General features: G+C 74.1%; 20 protein-coding genes. 7 read left to right on the top strand and 13 right to left on the bottom strand.

All coding sequences use genetic code 11. The features are described from left to right. Positions 1–3 precede the first annotated feature (3 nt). The 3 genes from PP1_RS07710 to PP1_RS07720 are packed head-to-tail and all read right to left on the bottom strand — an operon-like array spanning position 4 to position 3,376. Entirely contained in the window at positions 4–1,659 is a 1,656-nt protein-coding gene (locus PP1_RS07710; RefSeq protein WP_010234459.1) for an AMP-binding protein, read from the bottom strand. Beyond that, entirely contained in the window at positions 1,656–2,477 is an 822-nt protein-coding gene (locus PP1_RS07715; RefSeq protein WP_010234462.1) for an alpha/beta fold hydrolase, read from the bottom strand. Before PP1_RS07715 ends, PP1_RS07710 begins: the two co-directional genes overlap by 4 nt. Next, a complete protein-coding gene (locus PP1_RS07720) occupies positions 2,474–3,376 on the bottom strand; it encodes a hotdog domain-containing protein (RefSeq protein WP_010234465.1) in 903 nt (300 codons plus the stop codon). Before PP1_RS07720 ends, PP1_RS07715 begins: the two co-directional genes overlap by 4 nt. 169 nt (positions 3,377–3,545) lie before the next feature. On the opposite strand from PP1_RS07720, the gene PP1_RS07725 reads away from it, so the two are divergent. The 3 genes from PP1_RS07725 to PP1_RS07735 all read left to right on the top strand — a co-directional run bounded on the left by PP1_RS07725 (position 3,546) and on the right by PP1_RS07735 (position 7,844). Continuing rightward, on the top strand, positions 3,546–4,163 hold the full coding sequence (locus PP1_RS07725) for a TetR/AcrR family transcriptional regulator (RefSeq protein WP_010234467.1): 618 nt from the start codon (positions 3,546–3,548) through the stop codon (positions 4,161–4,163). A 130-nt stretch (positions 4,164–4,293) separates the two neighbouring features. After that, a complete protein-coding gene (locus PP1_RS07730; RefSeq protein WP_010234470.1) occupies positions 4,294–5,679 on the top strand; it encodes an MFS transporter in 1,386 nt (461 codons plus the stop codon). A gap of 74 nt (positions 5,680–5,753) precedes the next feature. Continuing rightward, the gene (locus PP1_RS07735) at positions 5,754–7,844 is read left to right on the top strand and encodes a BTAD domain-containing putative transcriptional regulator (RefSeq protein WP_083697069.1); all 2,091 of its coding nucleotides are present in this window, start codon (positions 5,754–5,756) and stop codon (positions 7,842–7,844) included. 30 nt (positions 7,845–7,874) lie between these two features. On the opposite strand, the gene PP1_RS07740 is transcribed toward PP1_RS07735, so the two are convergent. The 8 genes from PP1_RS07740 to PP1_RS07775 form a co-directional block, all read right to left on the bottom strand. Continuing rightward, positions 7,875–9,260, bottom strand: a complete 1,386-nt coding sequence (locus PP1_RS07740; protein ID WP_083697068.1) for an MFS transporter — start codon at positions 9,258–9,260, stop codon at positions 7,875–7,877. Between the two features lie 124 nt (positions 9,261–9,384). Beyond that, a complete protein-coding gene (locus tag PP1_RS07745; protein WP_010226968.1) occupies positions 9,385–10,341 on the bottom strand; it encodes an NAD(P)H-dependent flavin oxidoreductase in 957 nt (318 codons plus the stop codon). Further along, the gene (locus tag PP1_RS07750) at positions 10,338–11,948 is read right to left on the bottom strand and encodes an AMP-binding protein (RefSeq protein WP_010226970.1); all 1,611 of its coding nucleotides are present in this window, start codon (positions 11,946–11,948) and stop codon (positions 10,338–10,340) included. Before PP1_RS07750 ends, PP1_RS07745 begins: the two co-directional genes overlap by 4 nt. Further along, positions 11,945–12,706, bottom strand: coding sequence for an enoyl-CoA hydratase/isomerase family protein (locus PP1_RS07755; RefSeq protein ID WP_010226972.1), 762 nt, complete (start codon positions 12,704–12,706; stop codon positions 11,945–11,947). Before PP1_RS07755 ends, PP1_RS07750 begins: the two co-directional genes overlap by 4 nt. Beyond that, positions 12,703–13,893 carry a CaiB/BaiF CoA transferase family protein gene (locus PP1_RS07760; RefSeq protein WP_010226973.1) on the bottom strand — a complete coding sequence of 397 codons (1,191 nt, stop codon included), beginning with the start codon at positions 13,891–13,893 and terminating at the stop codon, positions 12,703–12,705. The genes PP1_RS07755 and PP1_RS07760 overlap by 4 nt, the downstream gene beginning before the upstream one ends. After that, complete coding sequence (locus PP1_RS07765) at positions 13,890–14,633, bottom strand: enoyl-CoA hydratase/isomerase family protein (protein ID WP_010226975.1); 744 nt, start codon at positions 14,631–14,633, stop codon at positions 13,890–13,892. Before PP1_RS07765 ends, PP1_RS07760 begins: the two co-directional genes overlap by 4 nt. Before the next feature lie 16 nt (positions 14,634–14,649). Continuing rightward, the gene (locus PP1_RS07770) at positions 14,650–15,588 is read right to left on the bottom strand and encodes a hydroxymethylglutaryl-CoA lyase (RefSeq protein ID WP_010226977.1); all 939 of its coding nucleotides are present in this window, start codon (positions 15,586–15,588) and stop codon (positions 14,650–14,652) included. 57 nt (positions 15,589–15,645) lie between these two features. Next, positions 15,646–16,131: a MarR family winged helix-turn-helix transcriptional regulator gene (locus PP1_RS07775; protein WP_010226978.1), complete on the bottom strand. Its 486-nt coding sequence runs from the start codon at positions 16,129–16,131 to the stop codon at positions 15,646–15,648. Positions 16,132–16,248: 117 nt separating this feature from the next. Here PP1_RS07775 and PP1_RS07780 point away from each other — a divergent pair, with 117 nt between their 5' ends. Next, on the top strand, positions 16,249–17,598 hold the full coding sequence (locus PP1_RS07780; protein WP_010226979.1) for an MFS transporter: 1,350 nt from the start codon (positions 16,249–16,251) through the stop codon (positions 17,596–17,598). Between the two features lie 31 nt (positions 17,599–17,629). Here the strand turns inward: PP1_RS07780 and PP1_RS07785 are convergent, their stop codons facing one another. Continuing rightward, positions 17,630–19,888 carry a S9 family peptidase gene (locus PP1_RS07785; RefSeq protein WP_010226980.1) on the bottom strand — a complete coding sequence of 753 codons (2,259 nt, stop codon included), beginning with the start codon at positions 19,886–19,888 and terminating at the stop codon, positions 17,630–17,632. A 175-nt stretch (positions 19,889–20,063) separates the two neighbouring features. Between PP1_RS07785 and PP1_RS07790 the strand changes: the two genes are divergently transcribed. Continuing rightward, positions 20,064–20,810: a MerR family transcriptional regulator gene (locus PP1_RS07790; RefSeq protein WP_033199067.1), complete on the top strand. Its 747-nt coding sequence runs from the start codon at positions 20,064–20,066 to the stop codon at positions 20,808–20,810. Here PP1_RS07790 and PP1_RS07795 read toward each other — a convergent pair. Further along, positions 20,773–22,311: an ArnT family glycosyltransferase gene (locus PP1_RS07795; protein ID WP_010226983.1), complete on the bottom strand. Its 1,539-nt coding sequence runs from the start codon at positions 22,309–22,311 to the stop codon at positions 20,773–20,775. The genes PP1_RS07790 and PP1_RS07795 overlap by 38 nt on opposite strands. Before the next feature lie 194 nt (positions 22,312–22,505). On the opposite strand from PP1_RS07795, the gene PP1_RS07800 reads away from it, so the two are divergent. Together PP1_RS07800 and PP1_RS07805 are read left to right on the top strand one after the other, a co-directional pair. Beyond that, positions 22,506–23,801, top strand: coding sequence for a cytochrome P450 (locus PP1_RS07800; RefSeq protein WP_010226984.1), 1,296 nt, complete (start codon positions 22,506–22,508; stop codon positions 23,799–23,801). Positions 23,802–23,842: 41 nt separating this feature from the next. Continuing rightward, on the top strand, positions 23,843–24,484 hold the full coding sequence (locus PP1_RS07805; protein ID WP_075315010.1) for a TetR/AcrR family transcriptional regulator: 642 nt from the start codon (positions 23,843–23,845) through the stop codon (positions 24,482–24,484). Positions 24,485–24,528 lie beyond the last annotated feature (44 nt).

Here is a 24,528-nt window from a genome sequence, read left to right on the forward strand (position 1 = left end):
GCGTCAGCCCTCCGCCTCCTGCGCGCGGGCGACGAGCTGCTCGGCCAGCTCGCGCAGCGCGGCCGCCCGGATCTTCGAGCCGTTCGTGCCGACGGTCGTCGGCATCTCCTCGATCACGTGCACGGCCTCGGGCACCTTGAACCGCGCCAGCGTCGTCGCACACCAGTCCCGCAGCTCGGCGGGATCCGGATCGGTGCCGGGCACCGCCTCGACGAAGGCGTGGGCCCGCGTCTCCCCCTGCGTCGTGACGCCGACGACCTTGGTCCGGGCGACCGCGGGATGGTCCGCCAGCCGCGTCTCGATCTCCGCGGGCTCGACGAGGAACCCGCGCAGCCGGAGCGAGTCGCCCATCCGGCACAGGTAGTCGACGCCGCCGTCCGGGCGGACGGTGCCGAGGTCGCCGGAGCGGAACCACCCGTCGTCGGTGAAGGAACGCGCCCGGATCGCCCCGTCGTCGTCGCCCAGGTAGGCGTCGACGACGTTGTAGCCGCGGAACTGCAGCTCACCGGCCTCGCCGTCGGCGGGCGTGCCGCCGGTGACGGGATCGACCGACCGGACCTCGATGCCCTCCACCGGGCGCCCGCCGCCGCGGCGGCGCTCCGGGGCCGGGTCGTCCTCGCGCCAGAACGTGGCCAGCGCGAACAGCTCGCTGGATCCGTACACGCCCAGCGCCGGGGTCCCGGTCTCGTCCTCGGCCCAGGCCGCGACCTGCATCGAGTTGCCGTAGAAGTCGGCGAGGAGCATCCGCCGCCACGCGCCGAGATCGACGGGGTGCTCGCGCCACCCGTCCATGAGCCGGCCGCTGACGTCGTCGGCGCAGGCGAGGTGGGTGACACCGAACTCCGCCATGTGGCCGAGCACGAGATCGACGTCGAAGACCGGTTCGAGCAGCGCGGCACCGCCCGCCGCGATAGCCGTCACGGCCGGGACGTAGCCGAACACCCCGGACAGCGGCAGCACCACCAGGCTGACCGAGCCGGCGTCCCACCCGCCGGCCGCGGCGACGGTGCGGGCGTGCGTCGCGACGGCGCTGCCGAGGTGGGCGGCGAGCTTGGGCATGCCCGTCGAACCGGAGGTGGTGAAGGCGACCGCGAGGGCGTCGGGCACCGCGCCGAGCGCATCGGCATCGAGCTCGCCACCGGTGTCGTGCGGGCGCGGGACCCACACGCCGCCGCCGGCGTCGTAGGCGGCGATCTCGTCCGCGGACGCGGGTTCACGCCCGGGCCCGGTGACCACCGCGACCGACGGCGCCGCGCCCCCGTTCCCGGCCCCGGCGACGGCCGCGTGCAGCGTCGTCGCGAGGTCGAGCCCCAGGAAGCCGTGCGCGACGAGCAGGACACCCGGCCGGGCGTGCCCGAGGACGTGCGCGACGTCGGTGACGCCGTAGCGGGTGTTGATGCCGATCACGTGCGCCCCGAGCGCGGCGGCCGCGAACTGCGCGACGACGGCGTCGGACCAGTTCGGCAGCCACACCCCGACGCAGTCACCGGGGCCGATGCCGTGGTCGCGCAGGTCGTCGCGCAGCGCGACGGTCCGGCGCAGGAACTCGTCGCGGGTCACCGGCCGCGGCTGCGGGCCGCCGTCGATCACGACGACCGATCCGGGTGCCGCGGCGACGGTGCCGGTCAGCAGGTCGGTCAGGGTCTCCCCGGTGCTCACGCGGTCACCTCCGCCGGGCGGGCCGCCTGCTCGCGCAGCCAGCCGTCGAGGATCCCGGCGACGTCGTCGAGCTCCTCCATCGGGTAGTGCCCGATCCCCTCCAGCAGCGTGTACCGGGCACCGGGGATCAGCTCCGCGGCGTGCCGGACGTCGGCCGGGTCGACCCACAGGTCGTCCGAGCCGACGACGAGGTGGACCGGGCACGCGACCCCGCCCAGCGAGTCCCGGACGTCGTGCCGGGCCCAGCCGATGAGGTCGCTGGTGGAGATCTCCGGGTCCTCCCGGCGGTGCATCCGCGCGATCAGCTCGGCGCGCGCGGCCGGGACCCGGCGTCCGACGACGGCGAGCGTCCCGAAGTAGGTCCGGTCGGTGCGGCTCGGCGCGGCCGAGTCGGCGAGCTCGCGTTCGAGCCCCCGCACGCTCGGCGACGGCGAGTCGGTGCCGCCGTGCGCAGCCATCGCGACCGCCCCGGCGAGCCGGTCGCCCCGGCGGACCGCGAGCTGCAGGGCGATCGCGCCGCCGATCGAGCAGCCGACGACGGACGGCCGCTCCAGCCCGAGGGTGTCGATCAGCTCCTCGCACCAGGCCGCGTAGTCGCCGAGGTCGCGGACCGGACCGCCCGCAGCGGGCTCGGAGCGGCCGTGCCCGGGCAGGTCCGGGACGACGACCCGGTACCCGCGGGCGGCCAGCGCGGTCTGGGTGTCCCGCCACTGGACGCCGTTCTGTCCCGCGGTGTGCAGGCACAGCACGTCCGGCCCGTCCCCGTCGGACAGCACGAACGACCGCGTGCCACCCACCTCGACGTAGTCCGCCCTCATCGGTCCCCGTCCTTCCCACCGGCACCGGCGAGCGCACGCGCCTCGTCGACGAGGGCGACGAGGGCGGCGGTCAGCCGGAGGTACTCGTAGGCGTCGCCGTCCGTGGCGAACTCGTCGCGCATGGTCCGGACGGTGTAGTCGTTGACCGGGCCGGTCAGCAGCCGCACCCAGGTCAGGTCGGACGCACCGAGCACGAATGTGGGCCCGTGCGGGGTGCGGCGGCCGCTCTCGATCACCCGGCCGCGGAAGACGCGGAACTGCACGACGTCGTCGCCGAAGCGCAGGCCGATCGTGCCGTCCCAGGTGGCGGTGGCCGTGGTGAACGCCGCGGAGGCGTCCAGCCGGGCGGCGAGCGCGGCGGCCCAGCCGGGGGTGGCGAACGCCCGGCCGGTGCGCGCCGCGTGGTCGTCGACCGCCGACCGGGCCGTGACCAGCGCGGACGTGCTGCCCCGCTGGACGACGACGCCGTCCTGGTTGCGGACGACGACGTCGCGCCCGATCACCCCGTTGCGCAGCGACGAGGTGCGGCGCGCCCGGACGACCGTCATCTCGTAGGTGACGGTGTCCCCGACGTGGATCGGCGCGAGGTAGTCCCACCGCGTGCCGAGGGCCGCCTCGACGTGCTCGGAGAGCCCGAGCTCGTGGTGCCAGCCGAAGAACGCGGCCTCCCCGAGCGGCCCGTGGACCAGCGGGCGCCCGTCGGCCGTGTGGCCGTGCTCCGTGTGCAGGGCCGCCCGGTCGCCGCTCAGCTCGGCGAACGCGGCGACCACCTCCGGCCCGAAGGTGCGAGGCGGGCCGGTGACGACCTGGCCGACCTCGAAGTCCTCGAACCAGGGCCCGCGCGGGGGTGGGGACGTCGTCGGCGCGGGCGCACCGACGGTGGTGCCGTTCGTCGTCATCGTCGTCGTCCTCTCCGGGCCCGGCCGTCACGGGCGGGTGCGGTCTCGTCCGTGCCACCCGGAGGACCGGACACACGAACGAACGTTCTTGTCGAGAACGCTAGACCGCGCCGATCCGCCCGGTCAAGCACGCCGGACCCGGCGGGCCCGGTGGTCTACGCTGGGCGACATGAACGCCCGTTCCGCGGCCCTGGTCGCCGACACCGGCCGCCGGAACGAGGCGGCGATCCTCAACGCGGCCCTGCAGGCCTTCGGCCTCAAGGGCTTCAACGGCGCCTCGATGCGCGACGTCTCCAAGGGCGCGGAGACCAGCCTGTCGAACCTCTACAACTACTTCCCGTCGAAGTCCAAGCTGCTCGCCGCGGTCCTGCGGCACGCCAACGACGAGCTGCAGCGACGGGTCGCCGAGGCCGTCGCCCACGCCGGTGACGACGCCCCGTCCCGCCTGCGCGAGGCCGTGCGCGCCTACGTCGGGTTCGTCGTCGACCACCAGGTCGCGATGCTCGTCTCGACCAACGAGGTCCGCTACCTCGATCCCGGCGACCGCGCCGAGCTCGTCGTCGACCGGGACGCGACCCAGGCGATCGTCGGCCGGATCGTCGCCCAGGGCTCCGGCGACGGGAGCTTCCGCACGCCCTACGCCGACGACGCCACCCGCGCGATCCTCAGCACCGTCGGCGCGATCGCGGCCTGGTACCGGCCGGACGGGCCGCTGAGCCGCGGCCAGCTGGCCGAGCAGTACGCCCGCTACGCCGTCGCCCTGCTGGAAGGCCCGCTCCCGCACTGAGGGCCCGAACCCGCCCCTTGCCCCCGACGGGTCGGCTCGGTAGCTTTCGCGAACGATCGTTCGTACCCGCCGAGCCGCCCCCGCGCCCGGCCCTGTTCGGCCGCACCGACGCGGCCCGGAGGGGAACCGCATGAAGCAGAAGCACGTACCGCCGGCGAGGATGGGCAGGCTCGCGACGGCCGCGGTGTTCGCGACCGCGCTCGAGTGGTTCGACTTCCTCATCTACGCCACGGCCGCCGCCCTGGTGTTCGGCCCGCTGTTCTTCCCGTCGGTGAGCCCGGTCGCCGGGACGCTGGCGTCCTTCGCGACCTTCGCCGTCGGGTTCGTCGCCCGGCCGCTGGGCGGCATCATCGCCGGCCACGTCGGCGACCGGTTCGGGCGCAAGCCCCCGCTGGTCGCGTCGATGCTCCTGATGGGGGCGGCGACGTTCGCGATCGGCGTGCTGCCCGGCTACGCGACGATCGGCATCTGGGCCCCGGTCCTGCTGGTCGTCGCCCGGCTGGTCCAGGGCCTCGGCGTCGGCGCCCAGTGGGGTGGAGCGGCGCTGCTGCTGACCGAGCACGCACCGGTGGAGCGGCGCGGGTTCTACGGCAGCCTGGTCCAGACCGGCGCGATCGCCGGCGCGGTCGCCGGGAACCTGTTCTTCCTGGTGCTGTCCTCGACGCTCACCGACGAGCAGTTCGCGGCCTGGGGCTGGCGGATCCCGTTCCTGTCCGGGCTCGCCCTGGTAGCGATCGGCGCCTACGTGCAGATGAAGATCGAGGACACCCCGGTGTTCCGGCGGATGCAGCAGCAGTCCGCGGAGTCCCGGCGCGACGCCGGGCTGCGCAAGGCGCCCCTGGTGGAGGCCGTCCGGCGGCACGGTGTGCAGATCCTGCAGGCCGCCGGTGCGTTCTTCGTCGTGAACGCGACCTTCTACATCCTGATCAGCGGGGTGCTCAGCTACGCGACGAGCAACGTCGGGATGTCCCGGACCTCGATCCTCTGGTGCGTCATGATCGCCGGACTCACCCAGGTCGTCAGCATGCCGTTCTTCGGCGGGCTCACCGACCGGATGGGATCGCGCCGGAAGCTCTACCTGATCGGCACCGTCCTGATGGGGCTGTTCGCCTTCCCGCTGTTCTGGCTGATCGACACCGGCTCGGTCCCGCTGGTCTTCGTCGGCCTGCTGGTCGCGTTCACGATCCACGCGACGATGTACGGCCCGCAGGCCACCCTGTACGCCGAGATGTTCCCGGCCGACGTGCGCTACTCCGGCGCCTCGCTCGGCTACCAGTTCGCCTCGGTCTTCGCCGGGGGGCTCGCGCCCTTCATCATGACCGCCCTGCTCGCCGCGTCCGGCGGATCGTGGTCGGTGTCGGCCTACATCGTGGGCTGCGCGGTCGTGACGTTCGTGTCGGTCGTGACGATCAAGGAGCGGTTCCGCAGGGACCTCTACGAGACCTCGGACTCCGAGGCGGCGGCCACCTCCCGGGCGGCGTCGGCGGACCGGCCATCGGACGGGACCACTGTGTGACCACGCTCACACCGCCCTAGCGGGCGGCACCCGCTCCGCGAGCCCCTCCCGCGAACACGGCGGAGGTGGCCGGGATGACAGCGATCGACACCGGCGCCCCACGGTCCGCGCCGCGGTTCCACGACCTCGGCTCGCTACTGGTCGGGCACGACGGCCGGACCCGGCCGGTCGGCGGCGGCCGGCTGGAGGCGGCACTCGCCCTGCTGCTCGTCCACGCCGGCCGCCGGGTCTCCCCCGCGGCGCTGTGCGAGGCGATGTGGGGCGCCGGCGGCGTCCACCGCTCCGCCTCCACCCTGGACTCGCACGTCCACCGGCTGCGGAAGGTGCTCGAACCGGCGCGGCGGCCCGGGCAGCCGTCGGCCGCGCTGCGGCGCGACGCGGGTGGCTACCGGCTCGTCGCGAGCATCGACCAGGTCGACTCGCTGCGTTTCGAGCGGCTCGTCGCCGACGCGACGGGGCTGCTCGCGGCGGGGGCCGCGACGCGGGCGCTGCGCCGGACCGAGGAGGCGCTGGCGGGATGGCGCGGCCGGCCGTACGGCGGCGCCGCCGACGAGCCGTGGGCGGCGCCCGCCGTCGCGCGGCTGGAGGAGCTGCACGCCCAGGCCCGGGAGACCCTCATCGGGGCGCTGCTCGCGACCGGGGCCCGGGAGCGGGCGCTCGTCGAGGTCGAGACGGCGCTCGCGGAGCACCCGCTGCGCGAGCGACTGTGGGCGCACCGGATGGTCGCGCTGCGCGACGGCGGCCGCCGCGCCGACGCGCTGGACACCTACGCCCGGGCCCGCGGGGTGCTCGTCGCCGAGCTCGGGCTGGAACCGGGCCCCGAGCTGCGCGCCCTGCACGCCACGCTGCTGACCGGCACGGACACACCCGGCGGGGCCGGCGTTGGACCGGCGTTGGACCGGGCCGGTGCAGGCTCGGCGGGCGACGACGCCGGCCCCGGCCGTCCGATGACCGATCGGAGCTCCGCCGTGCACCACTTCTTCAAGGACCAGGAGATGGACTTCGCGGTGCGGGGGCTGCTCGGCGGCGCGTTCCACCGCAGCACCGACATCGGCGAGGTCCTCAGCACGGTCGCCCGGATCCCGGACGGCGACGCGGGCGCCTGGACCGCGCAGTGGACGGCGACGGCGGACCGGCTGACCGAGCTGGCCCGCGACGCCGAGACCGGCGACCACCTCCGGTCGGCGGCGGCACGCCGGCTGCGGGCGTCGAGCTACTACTCCGAGGCGGCCGACACGGCACCCGATCCCGCCTTCGCGCGCCTGTGGGAACGCCACCGCGACGCGTGGGACGCCTTCGTCGACCACACCGCCGCGCTCGGCGACATCGTCGCCGAGCGGATCACGATCCCGTACGAGGACACCACGCTGCCCGGGTACTTCTTCTCCCGCGGCGCGGGACGGCCCGCCCGGACCCTGGTCTACAACAACGGCAGCGACGGGTCGGTCGCCGGGAGCTGGGCCCGCGCCGTGGCGCCGGCGCTGGAGCGTGGCTGGAACGTCGCGACGTTCGACGGCCCCGGTCAGAACGCCGCACTCGTCCGGCAGCACCTGCCGTTCCGGCCGGACTGGGAGCACGTGCTCACCCCGGTCGTCGACCATCTCCTCGGGCGCCCCGACGTGGACGGCGACCGGCTCGCGGTGACGGGCATCAGCCAGGGCGGCTACTGGGTGCCGCGGGCCGTCGCGTTCGAGCACCGGTTCGCCGCGGTCGTCGCCGATCCGGGGGTCGTCGACGTCTCGGCGGCGATGCTGAGCCAGCTGCCGGGCTTCCTGCGGAAGCTCCTCGACCGTGGCGACCGCGAACGGTTCGACCGGGACATGGACCTGGCGATGCGGTTCTCCCCCGACACCCGGCGGACCTTGCGCTGGCGGATGCGGCCCTACGGCGTCGACTCGCCGTTCGACTTCTTCACCGCGGCGCGCGCCTACGTGCTCGGCCCGGACGAGCTGTCCGCGATCCGCGGCCCGATCCTGATCACCGACCCGGAGGACGAGTCGTTCTGGCCCGGCCAGCCCGCCCGGCTGGCCGCGGCCCTCACCTGCCCGGTCACCGTCGTGCACTTCACCGCGGAGGAGGGCGCCGACGGGCACTGCGAGCCGGTCGGCCAGGGGCTGCGCGGCGAGCGGATCCTCGACTGGCTGGACGAGCAGGTCCCGGCCTGACCGGAGCCGGCTCCCACGCCCGGGCCCGGGTCACTCCCGGGAGACCCGCCGCGCCGGTGCGACGTCGACGGTGCTCGGCCCCGCGCCGACCACCCCGACCGGTGCCGGGGGCTCCGGCGCGACGTGCGGCACCGCCGGGCCGTCGAGGTTCCGGAACGCCGGTGCGAGCAGCGCCGCGACCGCCGTCCCCCCGGCGAGGACGGCGAGTACCGCCCCCGCCGCCGGGAGACCGGCGCCGGTGGCGACCGCCGCGAGCGGGGCGCTGGTCAGTGCGGGTGCGGCGAGCATGACGGTGTTCTGCGCGCCCAGCACCCGGCCGCGCAGGGCGTCCGGGGTGGCCTCGACGGTCAGCACCCCGAGCACCGCCGACGCCGGGGCGTTGGTGAGCCCGACCAGTGCCGCGCCACCGAGCACCAGCCACGGCGAGGCCATGCTGCCGACGGCGGCGAACCCGGCCAGGGTCCCGGTCATCCCGATCACGAACCAGGTCCGCCTGCGGACCCGCCCGGCGGACGCGGCGTACAGCGCGGCCCCGGCGATGCTGCCCGCGGCGATCGCGCTGAGCGTGAGCCCGGTCAGCTCGGGGAGCTGCTCGGCGGTGAAGTAGGCGGGCATCAGCGTGCTCTGCAGGGTCGCCAGGACGGCGACGAAGACCGCACCGATCAGGGTGGCGCCGAGCAGGAGCCGGTTGCTGCCCAGGAACCGCCAGGACAGCGCGAGGTCGGCGACCGCGCGGCGCACCGCACCGGTCACGGTGGACCGCTCCCCCGCGGCGAGCTCCCGCGGTGCGACGGCGCCGGTCCGCGGATCGAGGACCAGCGTCGCGCCCGCGGCCAGCAGGCTGGTCGCGGCCGTCGTCAGCAGCAGCGCCGGCGACAGCCCGAGCACCCCGACGAGCAGCCCGCCCAGCCCGGGCCCGGCCAGCAGCAGGACGTTGCCGACGGTCTCCCGGGTCGCGATCAGCCGGTCCAGCCGGCCGGGCTGCGTGCCGCCGAGCCGCGCGAGGACCGGCAGGATCGTCTCCTGCGCCGTCATCCCGGGCACCCGGATCACCGCCCCGACGACCCCGAGGGCGAGGAACCAGGCCATGTCCAGGCCCCACAGCAGGTCGACGACAGGCAGGGCGGCCAGCGACAGGGCCGCGAGCAGGTCGGAGACGACCGACACCACCCGCCGGTCGGTGCGGTCGACGAGCAGCCCGGACACGATCCCGGTAGCCGCCGACGCCGCCGTCGACACGGTCGCGAGGATGCCGGCGGCGAGGACGTCGCCGGTGCGGTCGAGCACCAGCAGCGGGAGCACGACGCTCGCGACGCCCTTGCCGAGCAGGGACAGTCCGTACGAGGCGAACCAGACCGAAGGGCTGAGCCGCGGGGTCACCCCCGTCGGCCGTGCGGTCCTGTGCGGCCGTCCCATGCGTCGCTCCCTCTCCGGTGGTGTCGGTCCTGCTGCGACACCAGGAGACGGCGTGCCGGTGCGGCACACTCCAGTCCGGATCCGTGTGATCCGGACCACTGCGCATCGGCGGCACCGCCGGCGGTCAGGCAGTCGTGGCGGGAAGCCGCCCGACGGCGGATCCGTACTCGGTCACGATGCGGGCGACGAGTTCCGCCGCCGGGCGCACGTCGTGGAGGAGTCCGGCGGACTGGCCCGCCTCGACCTTGCCGCCGCGGACGTCGCCGTGCACGGCGGCGTCGCGGAGGGTGGCCACGCCGAACGGTGAGCGGCGTGCCTCGACGCTCTCCCCGGCCTGCTCGAGTGCGGTCATCCGGTCGGTGAAGTCGTTGCGCACGGCGCGGATCACGCCGAGTCCGTGCCCGACGGTGCGGGTGCCGTCGACCTCCGCCGTGAGCACGGCGTCCTGGTAGTCGGGGTGCACCGACGCCTCGGCGCTGAGCAGGAAGCGGGTGCCGAACTGTGCACCGTCGGCGCCGAGTGCCAGGACCGCGGCGAGTCCGGCGCCGTCGGCGATCCCACCGGAGGCGACGACCGGGATGTCCGGGACGGCGGTCGCGACGGCGCGGACCAGCACCATCGTCGTCACGAGCGCGGGGGGCGGGTGCCCGCCTGCCTCGGCCCCGACGACTACCAGCCCGTCGACGCCGGCGTCGGCGGCCTTGCGGGCGTGCTCGGCTCCGGCCACGACGTGGAGGCAGCGGGTGCCGAGGGCCTGGAACCGGTCGAGGTAGCGTCTCGGTCCGCCCTGGGAGGCGATGAGTACCGGCGGTGGCCGGCGTTCGAGCAGGGCGAGAACGTCGTCGACACCCTGGCGATAGAGCGGGAGGTTCACCGCCCAGGGCCGGTCGGTGCCCGCGGCCATCTCGTCGAGGGTGCGTTCCAGGTCCGGCAGCCGCATCGGGCCGGCGGCGACGACGCCGAGTCCGCCCGCGTTGCTCACCGCCAGGGGCAGCGCGGACGACGACGACACCCACGACATCCCGGCCTGGACCACCGGCACGTCGGTGCCGAGCAGCTCGGTGATCCTGGTCGTGATCATGCCTCCACCTGCTCGAGCAGGGCGCGCGCGTGGGTGGCGAGCTTGTTCTTCTGGATCTTCGAGCTGGCCGTCATGCCGATGTGGTCGAAGCCGTCGACGATCCGCAGGTGTCTGGGCAGCTTGAATCCGGCCATCCGGCCGCGCGCCCAGTCGAGGATCTCGGTCTCGCTCGCCGCGCCCGGCGTGGTCAGCACGACGAACGCGAACGGCACCTCGACCAGGCGGGCGTCGGGTACCCCGACGACGGCGGCCTGGCGCACGGCCGGGTGGCGGTGCAGCGTGTCCTCGACGTCGGCGGGTGCCACGTTCTCGCCGCCGACCCGGATGATGTCCTTGGTCCGGCCGGCGAAGTGCAGCCGACCGCTGCTGTCGAGCATCCCCAGATCACCGGTGTCGAGCCACCCGTCGGCGTCGATCGTCTCGGCGGTCTTCGCGGGGTCGTCGAGGTAGCCCTGCATGAGGTTCCAGCCGCGCACGAGGATCGTCCCGTTCTCTCCGGGCGCACACAGGCGGCCGTCGTCGGTGCCGCGGATGCGGACCTCGACGCCGGGTTGCGGGGCCATGGCTGCGCTCGCCCGGATCTGCTCGGGTTCCCACCACGCGGACTGGGCGACGTTCGGGGAGGCCTCGGACTGGCCGTAGCCGGCGACGGCCTCGCGGGCACCGAGCTCGTCGATCACCCGCCGGATCACCGTCGACGACGCGGCCAGCCACGCCCCCCGCAACGCGAGCGTGTAGCGGTCCCGGTCGGGGTGGTCGAGCAGCAGCAACGCCATGGTGTCGTTGCCGGAGAAGTGTGTGCAGCGCTCCGATTCCAGCAGGCCCAGGGCCTCGACCGGTTCGAACCGCGCCATGGTGACCAGGGTGGTGGTGTGCTGGATCGCCGAGAGCACCGACAGCGTGCTCCCCGCGACGTGGAAGAAGGGCCGGGCCGAGTGGAACCGGTCGCCGGGGCGCAGGCCCATCCGGGCACCGGAGAAGTAGGCGTTGGCACACATGCTGCGGTGGGTGAGCAGGACGCCCTTGGGGCGGGACGTGGTGCCGGAGGTGTACTGGACCAGCACGACGTCGTCGGGCGTCGCGGTGGGTCCCCGGTCTTCGGCCCCGTCCCCGGTGGCGAGGTAGTCCACCCACGGGGTGCCCCAGCCCGGCCACTGCCCGACCACGACGGTCTCGCGCAGCTCGGGCAGGCTCGCGCTGCGCCCGTCGTCGCCGATCCCGGTCTCGCGCAGCAGGGCGGGCAGGTCGACCCGCAGGACCCTGTCGGCGGTGACCAGTGTCGACACCCTGGCGTGGGACAGCGTGTAGTGGATCTCGTCGGCGGTGAAGCGGGTGTTGACCGGCACGGTGACGGCTCCGATCGAGCCGAGTGCGACGAACAGTGCGACCCAGCGCGGTCCGTTGCCCAGGAGAAGTCCGACCCGGTCGCCGTGGCCGACGCCGCGGGCGAGCAGCGCCGCGCGGATCGCGGTCACCTCGGCGGCGAGTGCGGCGTAGGTGATGCGCTCCTCGGTGGTGACGACGGCCTCGACGTCCGGGGCCGTCGTCGCGGCCCGGGCGAGTGCCTCGTGGGCGGTCAGTGGGCAGGCCGCGCGCAGGTCGATCACGGTCGAGGTCCCTTCGTGGTGAAGCGGTCGACGCCGGCGCGCCAGTCCCCGGTGGCCAGGTTCTGTTCGATGGCGGCCATCTCGATGCGGATCCCGCGGTCGAGGTCGGTCTCGGCACCCAGGTCGATGGCGCGTTTGGTCAGCGAGAGCGCCGTCGGGGGTGCTGCGGCGATGGTGCGGGCGGTCTCCAGCCCGGCAGAGGCGAGCGCGGTGGCCGGGACCAGCGTGCTGACCAGGCCGAGCTCGAGCGCCTCGGGGCCTGCCATCCTGCGGTTGGTGAACAGCAGTTCCTTGGCGCGGCGCTTGCCGATCGCGCGTTGCAGGCGCTGGGTGGCGCCGACGGTGCCCCAGTGCGGCTCGGGGAACCGGAAGCTGACGTCGTCGGCGGCGAGGGCGAAGTCCGCGGCGAGGGTGATCTCGCCGCCGGAACCGACCACCGCTCCCTGCAGGAGGGCGACGACCGGACGCCGGCATGCCTCGATCGCTGCGTAGGCGGCGAAGGAGGCGACCCGGCGGCGCCGTATCCAGGAGGCGTCCTTCCCTGTGCGTTCCGTGAGGTCCGCACCCGCGCAGAACACCGGGCCCTGCGCGGTCACGAGGACGACGTGCACGGAGTCGTCCGCGTCGATCTGGTCGAACGCGGCGTGCAGCTGTTCACACATCGGCAGGTCGACGGCGTTGCGGGCCTCGGGCCGGGCGAGCTCGACGGTCGCGACACCGTCCGCGACGGCCGTCCGGATGCGCTGCGGGGTGCTCACCCGAGCACCCCCGCCCGCCGCAGGTCCTCGATGTCGGTCGCCGACAGTCCCGTCCCGGCCAGCACGGCGTCGGTGTCCGCGCCGAGCAGCGGCGGCGGATCCGTCGGCGGGGGCTCGGCGCCACTGTCGCGCAGCGGGGTGCGCAGCGCCGGGAACTCTCCCTCGGTGGGGTGGGTGAAGGTGCCGACGACACCGCGGGCGGTGACGTGGGGGTCGGCCAGCGCCTCGCGCACCGACCGGACCTCGCCGGCCGGGACGTCGACCGTCTGCAGCGCCTTCACCAGCGGGTCGCGGTCGTGCTGGGCGATCGCGCCACGCAGTGCCCGCATGATCCGGTCGCGGTGGGCGACCCGGCCGGCGTTGCGGGTGAGGTCGGGGTCGTCGGCGAGGTCGTCGAGTCCGAGCACGGTGCACAGCGGCGCCCAGTGCTGGTCGCTGGCGCTGATGTGCAGCCAGCCGCCGTCGCCGGCCTGGAACGCTGCCGACGGGACCCGGCCGGGGTGCTCGGTGCCGGTGCGGATGGGGTCCTCGTCGAGGGCGAACAGCCGGGCGGCGTTGAGTGCGTGCAGGCTGAGCTGCACGTCCATCATGGACACGTCGAGGTGTCGGCCGCGGCCCGACGCGCCGCGCCCGGCGAGCCCGGTGAGCACGGCGATCACGACCCACAGCCCGGAGCTCATGTCGGCCACGGGGATCCCGGTCTTCGACGGCGGTCCGTCGGGTTCCCCGGTCATCGCCATCACTCCGGACAGCGCCTGGAAGACGGTGTCGTAGCCCTTGCGGGAGCGGTCCGGCCCGGTCTGGCCGAACCCGGTGGTCGAGACGTAGACCAGGCCCGGGTTGTCCGCGGACAGCTCGTCGTAGCCGAGGCCGAGCCGGTCCATCGCGCCGGGCAGGAAGTTCTCGACGACGACGTCGGCTCCGGCGGCGAGCCGGCGTGCGACATCACGGCCACGCTCGTCCTTCAGGTCGAGGGTGATCGATCGTTTGCCGCGGTTGAACGCGAAGAAGTAGGCGCTCTCCCCGTGCGGCAGCCGCGGCTCGAAGCCGCGGGTCTCGTCTCCGGAGCCAGGGCGTTCCACCTTCACCACGGTCGCGCCGAGCTCGGCGAGCACCTGGGTGGCCATCGGGGCGGCGAGGACGCGGGAGAAGTCCAGGATCGTGATCCCGGCCAGCGGTGCGCTCACCTGCGGAACCCCCGCATCAGTGCGTTGACGTCCTGTCCGGCGCGCATCGCGGCGTCGGTGGGGAGGTCGGCGACACGGTAGAACAGATCCTTCGCCGTGGCGATCGCCCTCGGCTCGACCGCCGCCCACCCCTCGGCGATCTCCACCGCCGTGGACACCACGTCGTCGGGTGCGACGACCCGGTTGACCAGCCCGCAGCCGGCAGCTTCGGCCGCGGTGAGCAGCCGGCCGGTGCTGACGAGCTCGAAGGCGAGCTTGCGGCCGAGGTGGCGGACCAGCCCGGTCATCACCAGGGCGGGCACGATGGAGTGGCGCAGCTCCGGGTACCCGAACCTCAGGTCGTCGCCGGCGACGGTCATGTCGGCGCCGATCGCAAGGCCGGCGCCGCCGCCGACGGCGACTCCGCGCACGGCTGCGACCACGGGCACCGACAGCTCCTGCATCCGGGTCTGCAGCGACGAGGTGAGCGCCGCGCGTTCGAGCACCGGCCCGGGGTTGTCGGGGGTGAGCACGGAGAACTCGCCGAGGTCGGCGCCGGAGCAGAACCCGCGGCCGGCACCGGTGAGGACCACCGCGCGGACGGCCGGGTCGCGGTCGGCCTCGCCGAGCGCGTCGCACAGGCCACGGGTCAGCTCGGTGTCCAGGGCGTTGAGTTTGTCCGGGCGGTTCAGGGTGAGGATCCGGACGGCGCCGTGGTCGTCGCGGAGCAGGACCCCGGTGGCGGGGACGGTGGTGGTCACGGAGAGCTCCTCGTGATCAGGTGGGGACGGTGGTCCGGGCGAAACCGGCGCGGGCGACCATGCTGTGCAGCGGCCGGCCCAGCGCCTGCTCGCAGGCGGCGGACGCGGCGGTCAGGCCGTCGAGGTCCAGCCCGGTCGGGACACCCATGGCGTCGAACAGACTCACCAGGTCCTCGGTGCAGACGTTGCCGGTCAGTCCGGCTCCGTAGCCGATGGTGGCCGGATGCCCGCCGACGCCTCCCAGGGCGCTGTCGAAGTGCCGGCAGCCGGCATCGAGTGCCGCGACGGCGTTGGCGATCGCGGTGCCCCGGGTGTTGTGCAGGTGCGCGATCACCGGGAGGCCGGGGTGGCTGCGGTGCACGCGCCCGAACAGCTCGGTGATCGCAGCGGGGGTGGCGACGCCGGTGGTGTCGCCGAGGGTGACCGCGTCGGCGCCCAGGTCGACGAACCGGGCGACGTCCTCGGCCACCCGGCCCGGGTCGACGGCTCCTTCGAACGGGCAGCCGAAGGCGACCGAGACGACCCCGACGATCCGGAACCTGCCCGCTGCGAGCCGGGCCATCTCGCCGACCCTCGCCCACTGGCCGTCGCGGGTGGTGCGCAGGTTGCGGCCGGTGTGGGACTCGGTGGCCGAGACGAGAAAGCTCAGCTCCTCGGCGCCGTGCCCGGCGTCGAGGTCGGCGAGCGCACGCGCGACGGCGCGCGGGTTCGGACAGGTCGCCTTGAACGCCACGCCGCGGCGGTGGGTGACCCCGGCCAGCACCTCGGACGCGTCGGCGAACGCCGGGACCCGGCCGGGGTGGCTGTAGCTGGTCGCCTCGATGCGGGTGAATCCTGCGGCCGCGAACTGCTCCAGCAGCGCGATCTTGGTCGCGGTGGGTACGAACTCCGTCTCGTGCTGGAGCCCGTCGCGGGCGAAGCACTCGCAGATCGTGACCGCGTCCGGCTCGGTCATCGGACACCTCCTCGTGAGGCACCCAGGAGACCTGGCAAGTGTTGATTCCGTCAACACTTAGGTGAGATCGCCCTCGCATCGCTCGCGTCGTTCGACCTCCAGTGCCACCTCGGCGAGATGGTCGAGCGCCCGCAGCAGCACGGCGGACTCGTCAGGACTCAGCGCCGCGAGGAACTGCGCGTCGCGCTCGTTCGCCGCCGTGATCAGTCCCCGGTAGACCTCCGTGCCCGCCGCGGTCAGCGCGAGCTGGGAGGTGCGGCCCGATCCGGCCGTACGGTCGACGAGACCCCGCTCGGACAGGCGTGCGACGACCCGGCTCATCTGCGCCTTGTCCAGGCCGGCCCGGCGAGCCAGCCGATTCAGGGTCAGCGTCGGGTCCGCAGCGATCAGTGCGATGGCGCGCCACTCCCCCAGACTGACGTCGAACTCCCGCCGGTAGCGCAGCGCCGCACTGCGCGACAGCGCCGACGACGTCCGGGAGAGCCGGTAGGACAACAGCTGCGCGATGGGGACGAGCTCCCCGCCGTCCGGACGATCCGCCATGCGGGCATCCTATCGGCCGCATCACAGGTGTTGACATAATCAACACCTGTGCCGAGGCTTCGGCTGCCGCCGCGGCCGTCGCGCCGGCCTGCCACCCATGACGAAGGAGTCGCCGTCGTGGCCGAGAATCCGCCCGTGACCCGCAGCGAGGACCGCGCCGAGACCGGCCCGGTGGATCGCGCGAAGACCTACCGCGCGATCGCACTGCGCGTCATGCCGCTGCTGGTCGTCTGCTACATCGTCAGCTTCATCGACCGCACCAACATCGGGATCGCGCAGGAGGGCCTGCAGCGCGACCTCGGGTTCGGGCCCGCCGTCTACGGACTGGGCGTCACCGTCTTCTTCGTGGGCTTCATCCTGTTCGAGGTGCCCAGCAATGCGCTGATGGCTCGGATCGGAGCTCGCAGGACCCTGATCCGGATCATGCTGTCGTGGGGCGTGGTCACCGTCGCGACGATGTTCGTGCGCGACGAGATCACGTTCTACCTCGCCCGCTTCCTGCTCGGGGTGGCCGAGGCCGGGTTCTTCCCCGGGGCGCTGTTCTACCTCTCGCGCTGGTTCCCCTCCGCCCGCCGCACCCGGATGACGGCGATCTTCTTCATCGGCGTCCCGGTGTCCGGCGTCGTCGGGTCACTGGTGTCGGGCGGGATCATGCACGCCTTCGGCGGGGTCGCCGGCCTCGCCGACTGGCAGTGGCTGTTCCTGATCGAGGGCATCCCGCCGATCCTGCTCGCCCTGGTCGTCGCGTTCTGCCTCGTCGACGAGCCGGAGCAGGCACGGTGGCTGACCCCTGCCCAGAAGGCGGCCGTGCGCGCCGACCTCGACGACGACCAGCGCCGCAAGGGTGGTGACGGCGGCCGGACCGCGCACGCGGGCCTGCGCACCGCCCTGCGCGACCCCAAGGTCTGGATCCTGGGGATCTGCGCCTGTGGCGCCTACACCCTGGCGAACGCCGTGTCCTTCTGGACCCCGCGGATCATCGCCGACGCAGGAGTGGGCGACGTGCTGGACCTCGGCCTGTTCTCCGCCGTCCCGCCCCTGGTCGGGATCGTGGTGATGCTCGTCGTGGGGAGGCACTCCGACCGCACCCTGGAGCGCCGCTGGCACGCCGCGGGGAGCTGGATCCTGGCCGCCGCGGCGATGCTGGCACTGTCGTTCTCCCACGGCAGCGTCCTGGTGGTGGTCCTGTTGCTCGCCGTGCTCGCGGCGGCGCACTACTCCGGACTCACCGTCTTCTACTCGATCCCGTCGATCTACCTGTCCGACCGTGCCGCCGCGACCGGCATCGCGATCGTGACCTCGATGGGCTCGTTCGCGGCCGCCGCTTCCCCCTCCCTGCTGGGGTTCATCCAGGCCGCGACCGGGAGCCTCGCGCTCGGCCTGCAGATCAGCGCGGGCATCGTCGTCCTGGCGATCCTCGTGCTGCTGTTCGGTGTCAAGGCGCGGGACCTCAAGGAACAGCGGTGACCGCGAGGTCCGGCCCGGCGGGTCACGACTCCTAGGCGCCGGGAATCGGCAGCGGCAGCGGCGCGAGGCGGTACCCGGGCGGCTCCGTGCCGTGCAGGTGGCGGACGAGGTAGTCCCAGGTCCGCCGCAGGACGTGGTGCATCCGGAACAGCAACGCGTGCTCGGCACCGGGGACGATCAGCATGTCGACGTCCTTGTCCGCGGTGATCAGCGCGTCGACCAGGCGGAGCGTCTGCGCCGGGAGCACGTTGTCGTCGAGCTCGCCGTGCACGAGCAGCAGCTTTCCCTGCAGGTTCGCGGCGAGCGGGACGTTCGAGATCGCCGTCCGGGCCTCGTCGTCGATGTCGCCGTGGTACTGCTCGGGCCACATCGGGATGTAGACGCCGTTGTCGTGGTTGCCCGCCACCGCGACGCCGACCGAGTAGAACTCCGGGTACGCGAGCAGGGCCCGCGCCGTGGCGAACCCACCTCCGGAGTGCCCGGTGATCCCGACGCGGCCGGTGTCGAGCCAGGGGTGGCGGTGCCCGAGCTCGCGGATCGCGGCGACGTGGTCCTCCAGCGCCCCGGCACCGCCGAGGTTGCCGTAGGAGTGGTCGTGGAAGGCCTTGTCGCGGCCCGCGGTGCCGCGCCCGTCGACGGCGACGACCGCGAACCCGAGCGCGGCCAGTGCCTCCGGTTCCCCGTGGTGGGGCACGTCGAAGGAGGGCCCGGCCCGGTGGACCTGCGGTCCGGGGTAGATGTGGTCGACGACCGGGTAGCGGCGGGTGGGGTCGAACCCGTGCGGACGCCACAGCAGCCCGTACACCGGGGTGCGGCCGTCGGCGGCGGTGGCCCGGAACCGCTCCGGGGCGGTCCAGCCGAGCGCCTCGAGCTCCGCGGTGCCGGGTGCCTCGAGCTCGACGAGCACCTGCCCCTCCCGGTCGAGGAGCCGCGAGCGCGGCGGGAGGGCGGGGCTGGAGGCGCGGTCGACGATGTGGCCGCCCTCGGGCGGGCTGACCGCGTCGTGGTCGAGGTCGTCGTCGGTCAGCCGGGTGAAGCCGGTGCCGTCGAGGCCGATCCGGCAGATCTGCCGGACGTACGGGTCGCCGTCGACGAGGCCGGTGGCCACGAACCACACCTGCCGGTGCTCCTGGTCGACCCACAGCACCCGGCGCACGACCCACGGCCCGCTCGTCACCCGGGCGGCCTGCGTGCCGTCGGCGTCGTAGAGGTAGAGGTGACCCCAGCCGTCGCGCTGGGACCACCAGAGGATCTCGCCGGAGTCCAGCACGTGGACCATCGGTGTCTCGCCCAGCTGCGGCGCCGGGTCGATCCGGGTCTCCCCCGTCTCGCCGACCAGGGTGGTGAGCTCACCGGTGTCGGGGTCGAGGCGGCGCAGTTCCAGGGTGCGGGCGTCGCGCGACTGGTGGAGCACGTGCACCACGTCGCCCTTCTCGCCGGACCACCAGCGGTGGATCGTCGCCACCGGGTGCACGATCTGCTCGGGATCGCCCTGCTGGTGCACGACGCTGCGCGCGGCGACGTCGAGGACCGCCCAGGACATCAGCGGCTGCGCCTCGTCGCCGGGCATCGGGTAGCGCGAGCGGTGCTCGACCGGCCGGCCGCCGCCGGGCGGGGACGACTCGACGAGGACCTGCTCGGGCAGCCCGCGCTGGTCGAGCCGGTGCGTGATCAGGCGGGCCGAGTCCGGCGACCAGGTCACCACCGCTCCCGCCTCGATGCCGAGCCCGCGCAGCAGCGCCCGCGAGCCCGGCGCGTCGGGCATGGCGCCGTAGTCGTGGTCCGGCTCGGCGTCGTCGGTGAGGGCGATCTCCTCGCCGCTCTCGCGCGAGCGGACGACGATGTCGCCGTCGCGGCGGAACGCGACCCACGCCTTGTCCGGCGAGACGACCTCGTGCGGCGCCGGCGGCTCGTCGCCCTCGACGCGCGTGCAGGTGCCGGCGGTGTCCGACCACTCCCACCTCGACCCGAACGCGGTGAACCGCACGGGGTCGCCGAGGACGTCGCCGCCGGTGTCGAGTTCCACCGAGGTGATCGGCAGGGTGCCGGCCTCGACCGCCGTCCCGGACGCGACCGACAGCGCGGCGGCGAGCCGCACGTGGTCGAACGCCTCGCGCCGGGTCCCCGCGGCCGGGTCGACCACGACGTGACGCCGGCCGACCTGGTACGAGAACTGCGCGCCTCCCGGCAGCCACTGGGGCTGCACCGTGCTCCCGGGAACGCGCCGAGCCCGGTACGGGGCGAGCATCTGCTCGGCACGGGCGTAGTCGGCGTCGACGAGCTGGGTCATCGTTCGGGTCCTCTCTCGTGGCGTCGGAACCGACGAGACACCCGGCCGTGACGGCACACTCAAGCTCGGGAACCAGTGAGGCACGTCACTGTCGCGCCCGACCGGGCGCCCGGACGTGACCATGCCGCCACGTCACGGTGTGAACTGGTACCCCACAGACGACGAGGGGACGGCCGTGGCCTGGAGTACCCGAGAGATCGCCGAGCTCGCCGGCACCAGCCTGCGCGCGGTACGGCACTACCACGAGGTCGGGCTCCTGGAGGAGCCCGAACGCCGGTCCAACGGCTACAAGCAGTACGGAGTCCGCCACCTCGTCCGCGTCCTGCGGATCAAACGCCTCACCGACCTCGGCTTCTCACTGGCCCAGATCTCCGCGATGGGCGACGAGGACGACCACCCCGAGGAGGCCCTGCGCACCCTCGACGCGGAGCTCGCCGCGACGATCGAGCGGCTCCAGCGCGCCCGCGTCGAGCTCGCGACGATCCTGCAGGAGTCCACGCCGACCGATCTCCCGCCCGAGTTCGCCGGCACCGCGAACCTCGAGATGTCCGAGACCGACCGGTCCATGACCGTCGTGATGTCCCGGGTGCTCGGCCCGGACCGGATGCGGGCCTACGCCGACATGCTCCGGAACCAGCCGCCGGACCCGGTGGACGGCGCCTTCGAGGAGCTCCCCGACGACGCCGACGAGGCGACCCGCCAGGACATCGCCGAGCGGATGCTGCCGTTCGTCCGCGCGATCTACGAGCAGCACCCGGGCCTCGGGGAGCCGGACACGGGCGCCCCGCACCACCCGCGCTTCGTCGAGAAGACGGTCGGGCGGGCGATGAAGGACCTCTACAACGACGCCCAGATCGACGTCCTCGTGCGCGTCCACACGCTGTTCAGCGCGGAGGCGGAGCAGCCGGGGCAGCCGGGCTGACGTGCAGGTCCCGGGTCGCTGACCAGATCTCGGACCACGGCGCCGTCCGGCCGTCCAGCAGCCAGATCGTCGTCGACTCGGGCACCAGGCCGCCGTAGGTCCCGAGCGGGGTCGCCGCCGCGGCCGTCGCCACCGGGCGGGCACCGGTGAACCACGGCCGGAACCGCTCCGGGTCCCCGACGAGCAGCATCCGGTCCTGGTGCTCGGGCGGCGGCGCGAACCAGCCGTACGCCCGGTTGGTGCCGGCCGCGGGTGGCAGCCCGAGCTCCGGCGGGGCCGCGTCGAGGTAGGTCGCGTAGACGTAGGGGCTCGCACCGAGCGCGGTGCGCCCCCGTTCCCCGGGCGGCAGCTCGCGATAGGCCCGGGCGGTCTCCGCCACCATCGCGTCGGCGAAACGCGGGGACGCCAGCACCACCGACGACGCCAGCGCCCCCGCGGCCAGCACCACCCCGAGCGTGACGGCGGGCCAGGCGGCCCGCGTCCGGCCGGCCTCCCGCCGGTGCTGGAGCGTCACCGCGCCGATCGCGGCGAGCACCGGGTAGGCCGGGAGCAGGTAGTAGTGCCGCCCCGAGCTCACGACGACCGCGACGGCGAGCAGCACGAACGCCACCCCGAGGAACCGGTGGTCACGCCACCGCGGGTCCCGCCACAACCCGGCCAGCCCACACGCGGCCAGCCCGAGCGTCACCGGCCCGACGACGGCCAGGCCGTGCAGCGCGACGACGAGCGGTCCGCCGTAGATCAGCGTGTTCTCGTCCGAGACCGCTCCGGCCATGGCGAGCTGGGGCCAGCCGTTCGCCGCCTGCCACACCAGGGTCGGGGCCGCGACGAGCAGCGCGATCACCGCCCCCGCCCAGAAGGCGGGCGTGCGCAGCAGCGCCCGCGGCCCGGCCGGCACGACCGCGACGACGACGGCGACCCCGAGCGCCATCACCTGGAACCGGGTCATCGCGGCGATCCCGGCGACGGGCCCGAGGGCCAGGAGCAGCCGCGGGTCGCGGGTCCTGACCCAGCGCAGCAGCAGCCAGAAGATCACCGCCCACAGCGCGGGCTCCAGCGTGTACGGGGTCAGCCAGTGTCCGAACTGGGCGGCGGCCACCCCGGTCCCGGGGCCGAGCGCGGCCAGCGTCTGGGCGCGGCGGTCCCCGCCGAGCTCCCGGGCGAGCAGCGCCGTCAGCAACACCGTGCCCGCGGTCGCCACGACCGCCGGCACGGCGAGCACGACCTGCGACCCCGGGGCGACGGTGTCGGCGAGACGGGCGAGCAGCGGGGTCAGCGGCGGCTGGTCGACGGAACCCCACGCGAGGTGGTGACGGCCGATGGCCAGCATGAGGTCCTCGTCGAACCACCGGCGGGGCACGGCGGCCAGCACCAGGTGGACGACGGCGACGGCACCGGCGATCGCGCCCACCGGTGCCGTCGCGAAGCGGGGCAGCTGCCCGGTCCGCAGCGCTGCCACCAGCGGTGACGGGCGTCCGACGTCTCCGGGACCGGTGGTCATGCGGTGTCCTCCCACGGCGGGCCGGTGATGCGGTGTGTCCTCAGGAGACCGCGTGACGCTGCGGCACACTCAAGATCAGGACGAGGTGACACCGGCCACACGGCTCGGCTCGCTGCACTACGCGCAACGCTGCATGACGTGCAACGAACTTGCTAGCGTCGAGGCGTCCCACCACGACGCCCCGAGGAGCACCGATGGCACCCGGCGACAGCACCGCCCCCACGGAGTCCGCGACCGCGATGCGCAGCCTCGTCCCCGAGGACCTGCTCGAGCGCAGCCCGCGCTGCCCGTTCGATCCCGCGCCCGGTCTCGCCGCCCGGCGCGGCGGGGGCGCGGTCCAGACCGTCGACCTGCGCAACGGCGCCCGGGCGTTCCTCGTCACCGGGTTCGAGGAGGCCCGCCAGGTCCTGGCCGACCCGCGGTTCAGCTCGGACCGGGTCCGCTACTCCGACGCGACCGCGCTCCAGCCGCACGAGGTCGCCGAGCTCGCCGCCGCGGCCGCACGCGGCGAACCCGTCCGCCCGGCCGACGTCGACCGCAACGACGGCATGTTCATCTTCATGGACCCGCCGGAGCACACCCGGATCCGGCGGCTGCTGCAGGGCCAGTTCACCGTGCGGCGCATGCGGGCACTCGAGACGCGGATGACCGAGATCGCGGCCACGCACATCGACGCGATGATCGCCGACGGTCCCGGCGCCGACCTGGTCCCGGCCTACGCGCTCCCGCTGCCGTCACAGATGATCTGCGAGCTGCTCGGCGTCGACTACGCCGACCGCGCGACCTTCCAGGAGAACACCAGCGTCGGCCTGAACGCGAACTCCTCGGACGCCGAACGGGCCCGCGCCCTCGGCGAGCTCTACGCGTTCCTCACCGGGCTCATCACCCACAAGCGGGAGCACCCCGGCGACGACCTCCTGTCCGGGCTCGTCCACGACGCCGACCCGCCGCTGCCCGACAACCAGCTCGTCGACATCGCGCTCGTCCTGCTCGGCGCCGGCCACGAGACCACCGCCAACATGCTCGCGCTCGGCACCTACGCGCTGCTGCAGCACCCCGAGCAGCAGGAGTTCCTGCGCACGCACCCGGACCGGATCGACGACGCCGTCGAGGAGCTGCTGCGCTACCTGAGCATCATCCAGCTCGGCGTCACGCGGATCGCGACCGAGACCGTGACCGTCGGCGACACCGAGGTCCCCGCCGGGGCGACGGTGATCATCGGGATCCCGGAGGTGAACCGCGACGGGCGGCAGGTCGACGCCGCCGACGCGCTGGACGTCTCGCGGGGCCGCGTCGGGCACCTGGCCTTCGGGCACGGCGTCCACCAGTGCATCGGGTCCCAGCTCGCGCGGGTGGAGATGAAGGTCGGTTTCACCGAGCTGTTCGCCCGGTTGCCCGGCCTGCGCCTGGCCGTCACACCCGACGAGGTCCCGCTGCGCAACGAGATGCTGATCTTCGGGGTGCACTCGCTCCCCGTCACGTGGGGCTGACCGGCGGCACTATCCTGCGGCACGACCACGAGGGGGCAGCGGTGGACGGTGGCACGGACACGACGCCGGGACTGCGCGAGCGCAAGAAGCTCGCCACCCGGGAGGCCGTCCGTGCCGCCGCCGTCCGCCTCGCGGTGCGCGACGGCATCGAGGACGTGACGGTCGAGCGGATCGCGCAGGAGGCGGACGTCTCGCTGCGCACGTTCTTCAACCACTTCCCGCACAAGGAGGACGCGGTCCTCGACGCCGTCCGGGTCCGCGCCGCCGAGCTGATCACCGAGTTCCGCCACCGGCCGACGGCGGAGCCGGTGCCGGTCGCGGTGCGGGAGGCCGCGCTCGCGGTGATCGACCGCGACGACGTGCTCGGGCGTGACCATCTCGCCGCGCTGCGGCTGGTCCGGCGCGCCCCGTCGCTGCTCGCCCGCCAGATGACGGTGCTGCACGAGCAGGAGGAGGCGCTGGCGGCCGCGATCGCCGACCGGCTGGGCGTCGACCGGTCCGGATCGGCGGGTTCGTCCGTCCCGGACGTCCTGGCGGCGATGGCGCTGGCCGCACTGCGTGTGGCACTGGACCGCTGGCTCGCGCGGGACACCGGCGACGGCACCGCCGCGGCCGAACGGGCCGCCGCGCTGCGACAGGAGATCGACACCGCGCTGGAGCTGCTCGCCGTCACCCAGGAGTGACCCACGTCACCATCCGGTGGGGTCCCCGTCCTTGACCATGCCCC

Source organism: Pseudonocardia sp. P1 (genome assembly GCF_000178675.2).
Taxonomy (GTDB): Bacteria; Actinomycetota; Actinomycetes; order Mycobacteriales; family Pseudonocardiaceae; genus Pseudonocardia.

What these genes read in the sequence shown, in the direction of transcription:
- PP1_RS07800 (WP_010226984.1), top strand. Translation starts at nt 22,506, where the DNA reads ATGGCACCCGGCGACAGCACCGCCCCCACGGAGTCCGCGACCGCGATG.
- PP1_RS07745 (WP_010226968.1), bottom strand. Translation starts at nt 10,341, where the DNA reads ATGATCACGACCAGGATCACCGAGCTGCTCGGCACCGACGTGCCGGTG.
- PP1_RS07735 (WP_083697069.1), top strand. Translation starts at nt 5,754, where the DNA reads ATGACAGCGATCGACACCGGCGCCCCACGGTCCGCGCCGCGGTTCCAC.
- PP1_RS07725 (WP_010234467.1), top strand. Translation starts at nt 3,546, where the DNA reads ATGAACGCCCGTTCCGCGGCCCTGGTCGCCGACACCGGCCGCCGGAAC.
- PP1_RS07715 (WP_010234462.1), bottom strand. Translation starts at nt 2,477, where the DNA reads ATGAGGGCGGACTACGTCGAGGTGGGTGGCACGCGGTCGTTCGTGCTG.
- PP1_RS07720 (WP_010234465.1), bottom strand. Translation starts at nt 3,376, where the DNA reads ATGACGACGAACGGCACCACCGTCGGTGCGCCCGCGCCGACGACGTCC.
- PP1_RS07775 (WP_010226978.1), bottom strand. Translation starts at nt 16,131, where the DNA reads ATGGCGGATCGTCCGGACGGCGGGGAGCTCGTCCCCATCGCGCAGCTG.
- PP1_RS07730 (WP_010234470.1), top strand. Translation starts at nt 4,294, where the DNA reads ATGAAGCAGAAGCACGTACCGCCGGCGAGGATGGGCAGGCTCGCGACG.
- PP1_RS07770 (WP_010226977.1), bottom strand. Translation starts at nt 15,588, where the DNA reads ATGACCGAGCCGGACGCGGTCACGATCTGCGAGTGCTTCGCCCGCGAC.
- PP1_RS07795 (WP_010226983.1), bottom strand. Translation starts at nt 22,311, where the DNA reads ATGACCACCGGTCCCGGAGACGTCGGACGCCCGTCACCGCTGGTGGCA.
- PP1_RS07740 (WP_083697068.1), bottom strand. Translation starts at nt 9,260, where the DNA reads ATGGGACGGCCGCACAGGACCGCACGGCCGACGGGGGTGACCCCGCGG.
- PP1_RS07785 (WP_010226980.1), bottom strand. Translation starts at nt 19,888, where the DNA reads ATGACCCAGCTCGTCGACGCCGACTACGCCCGTGCCGAGCAGATGCTC.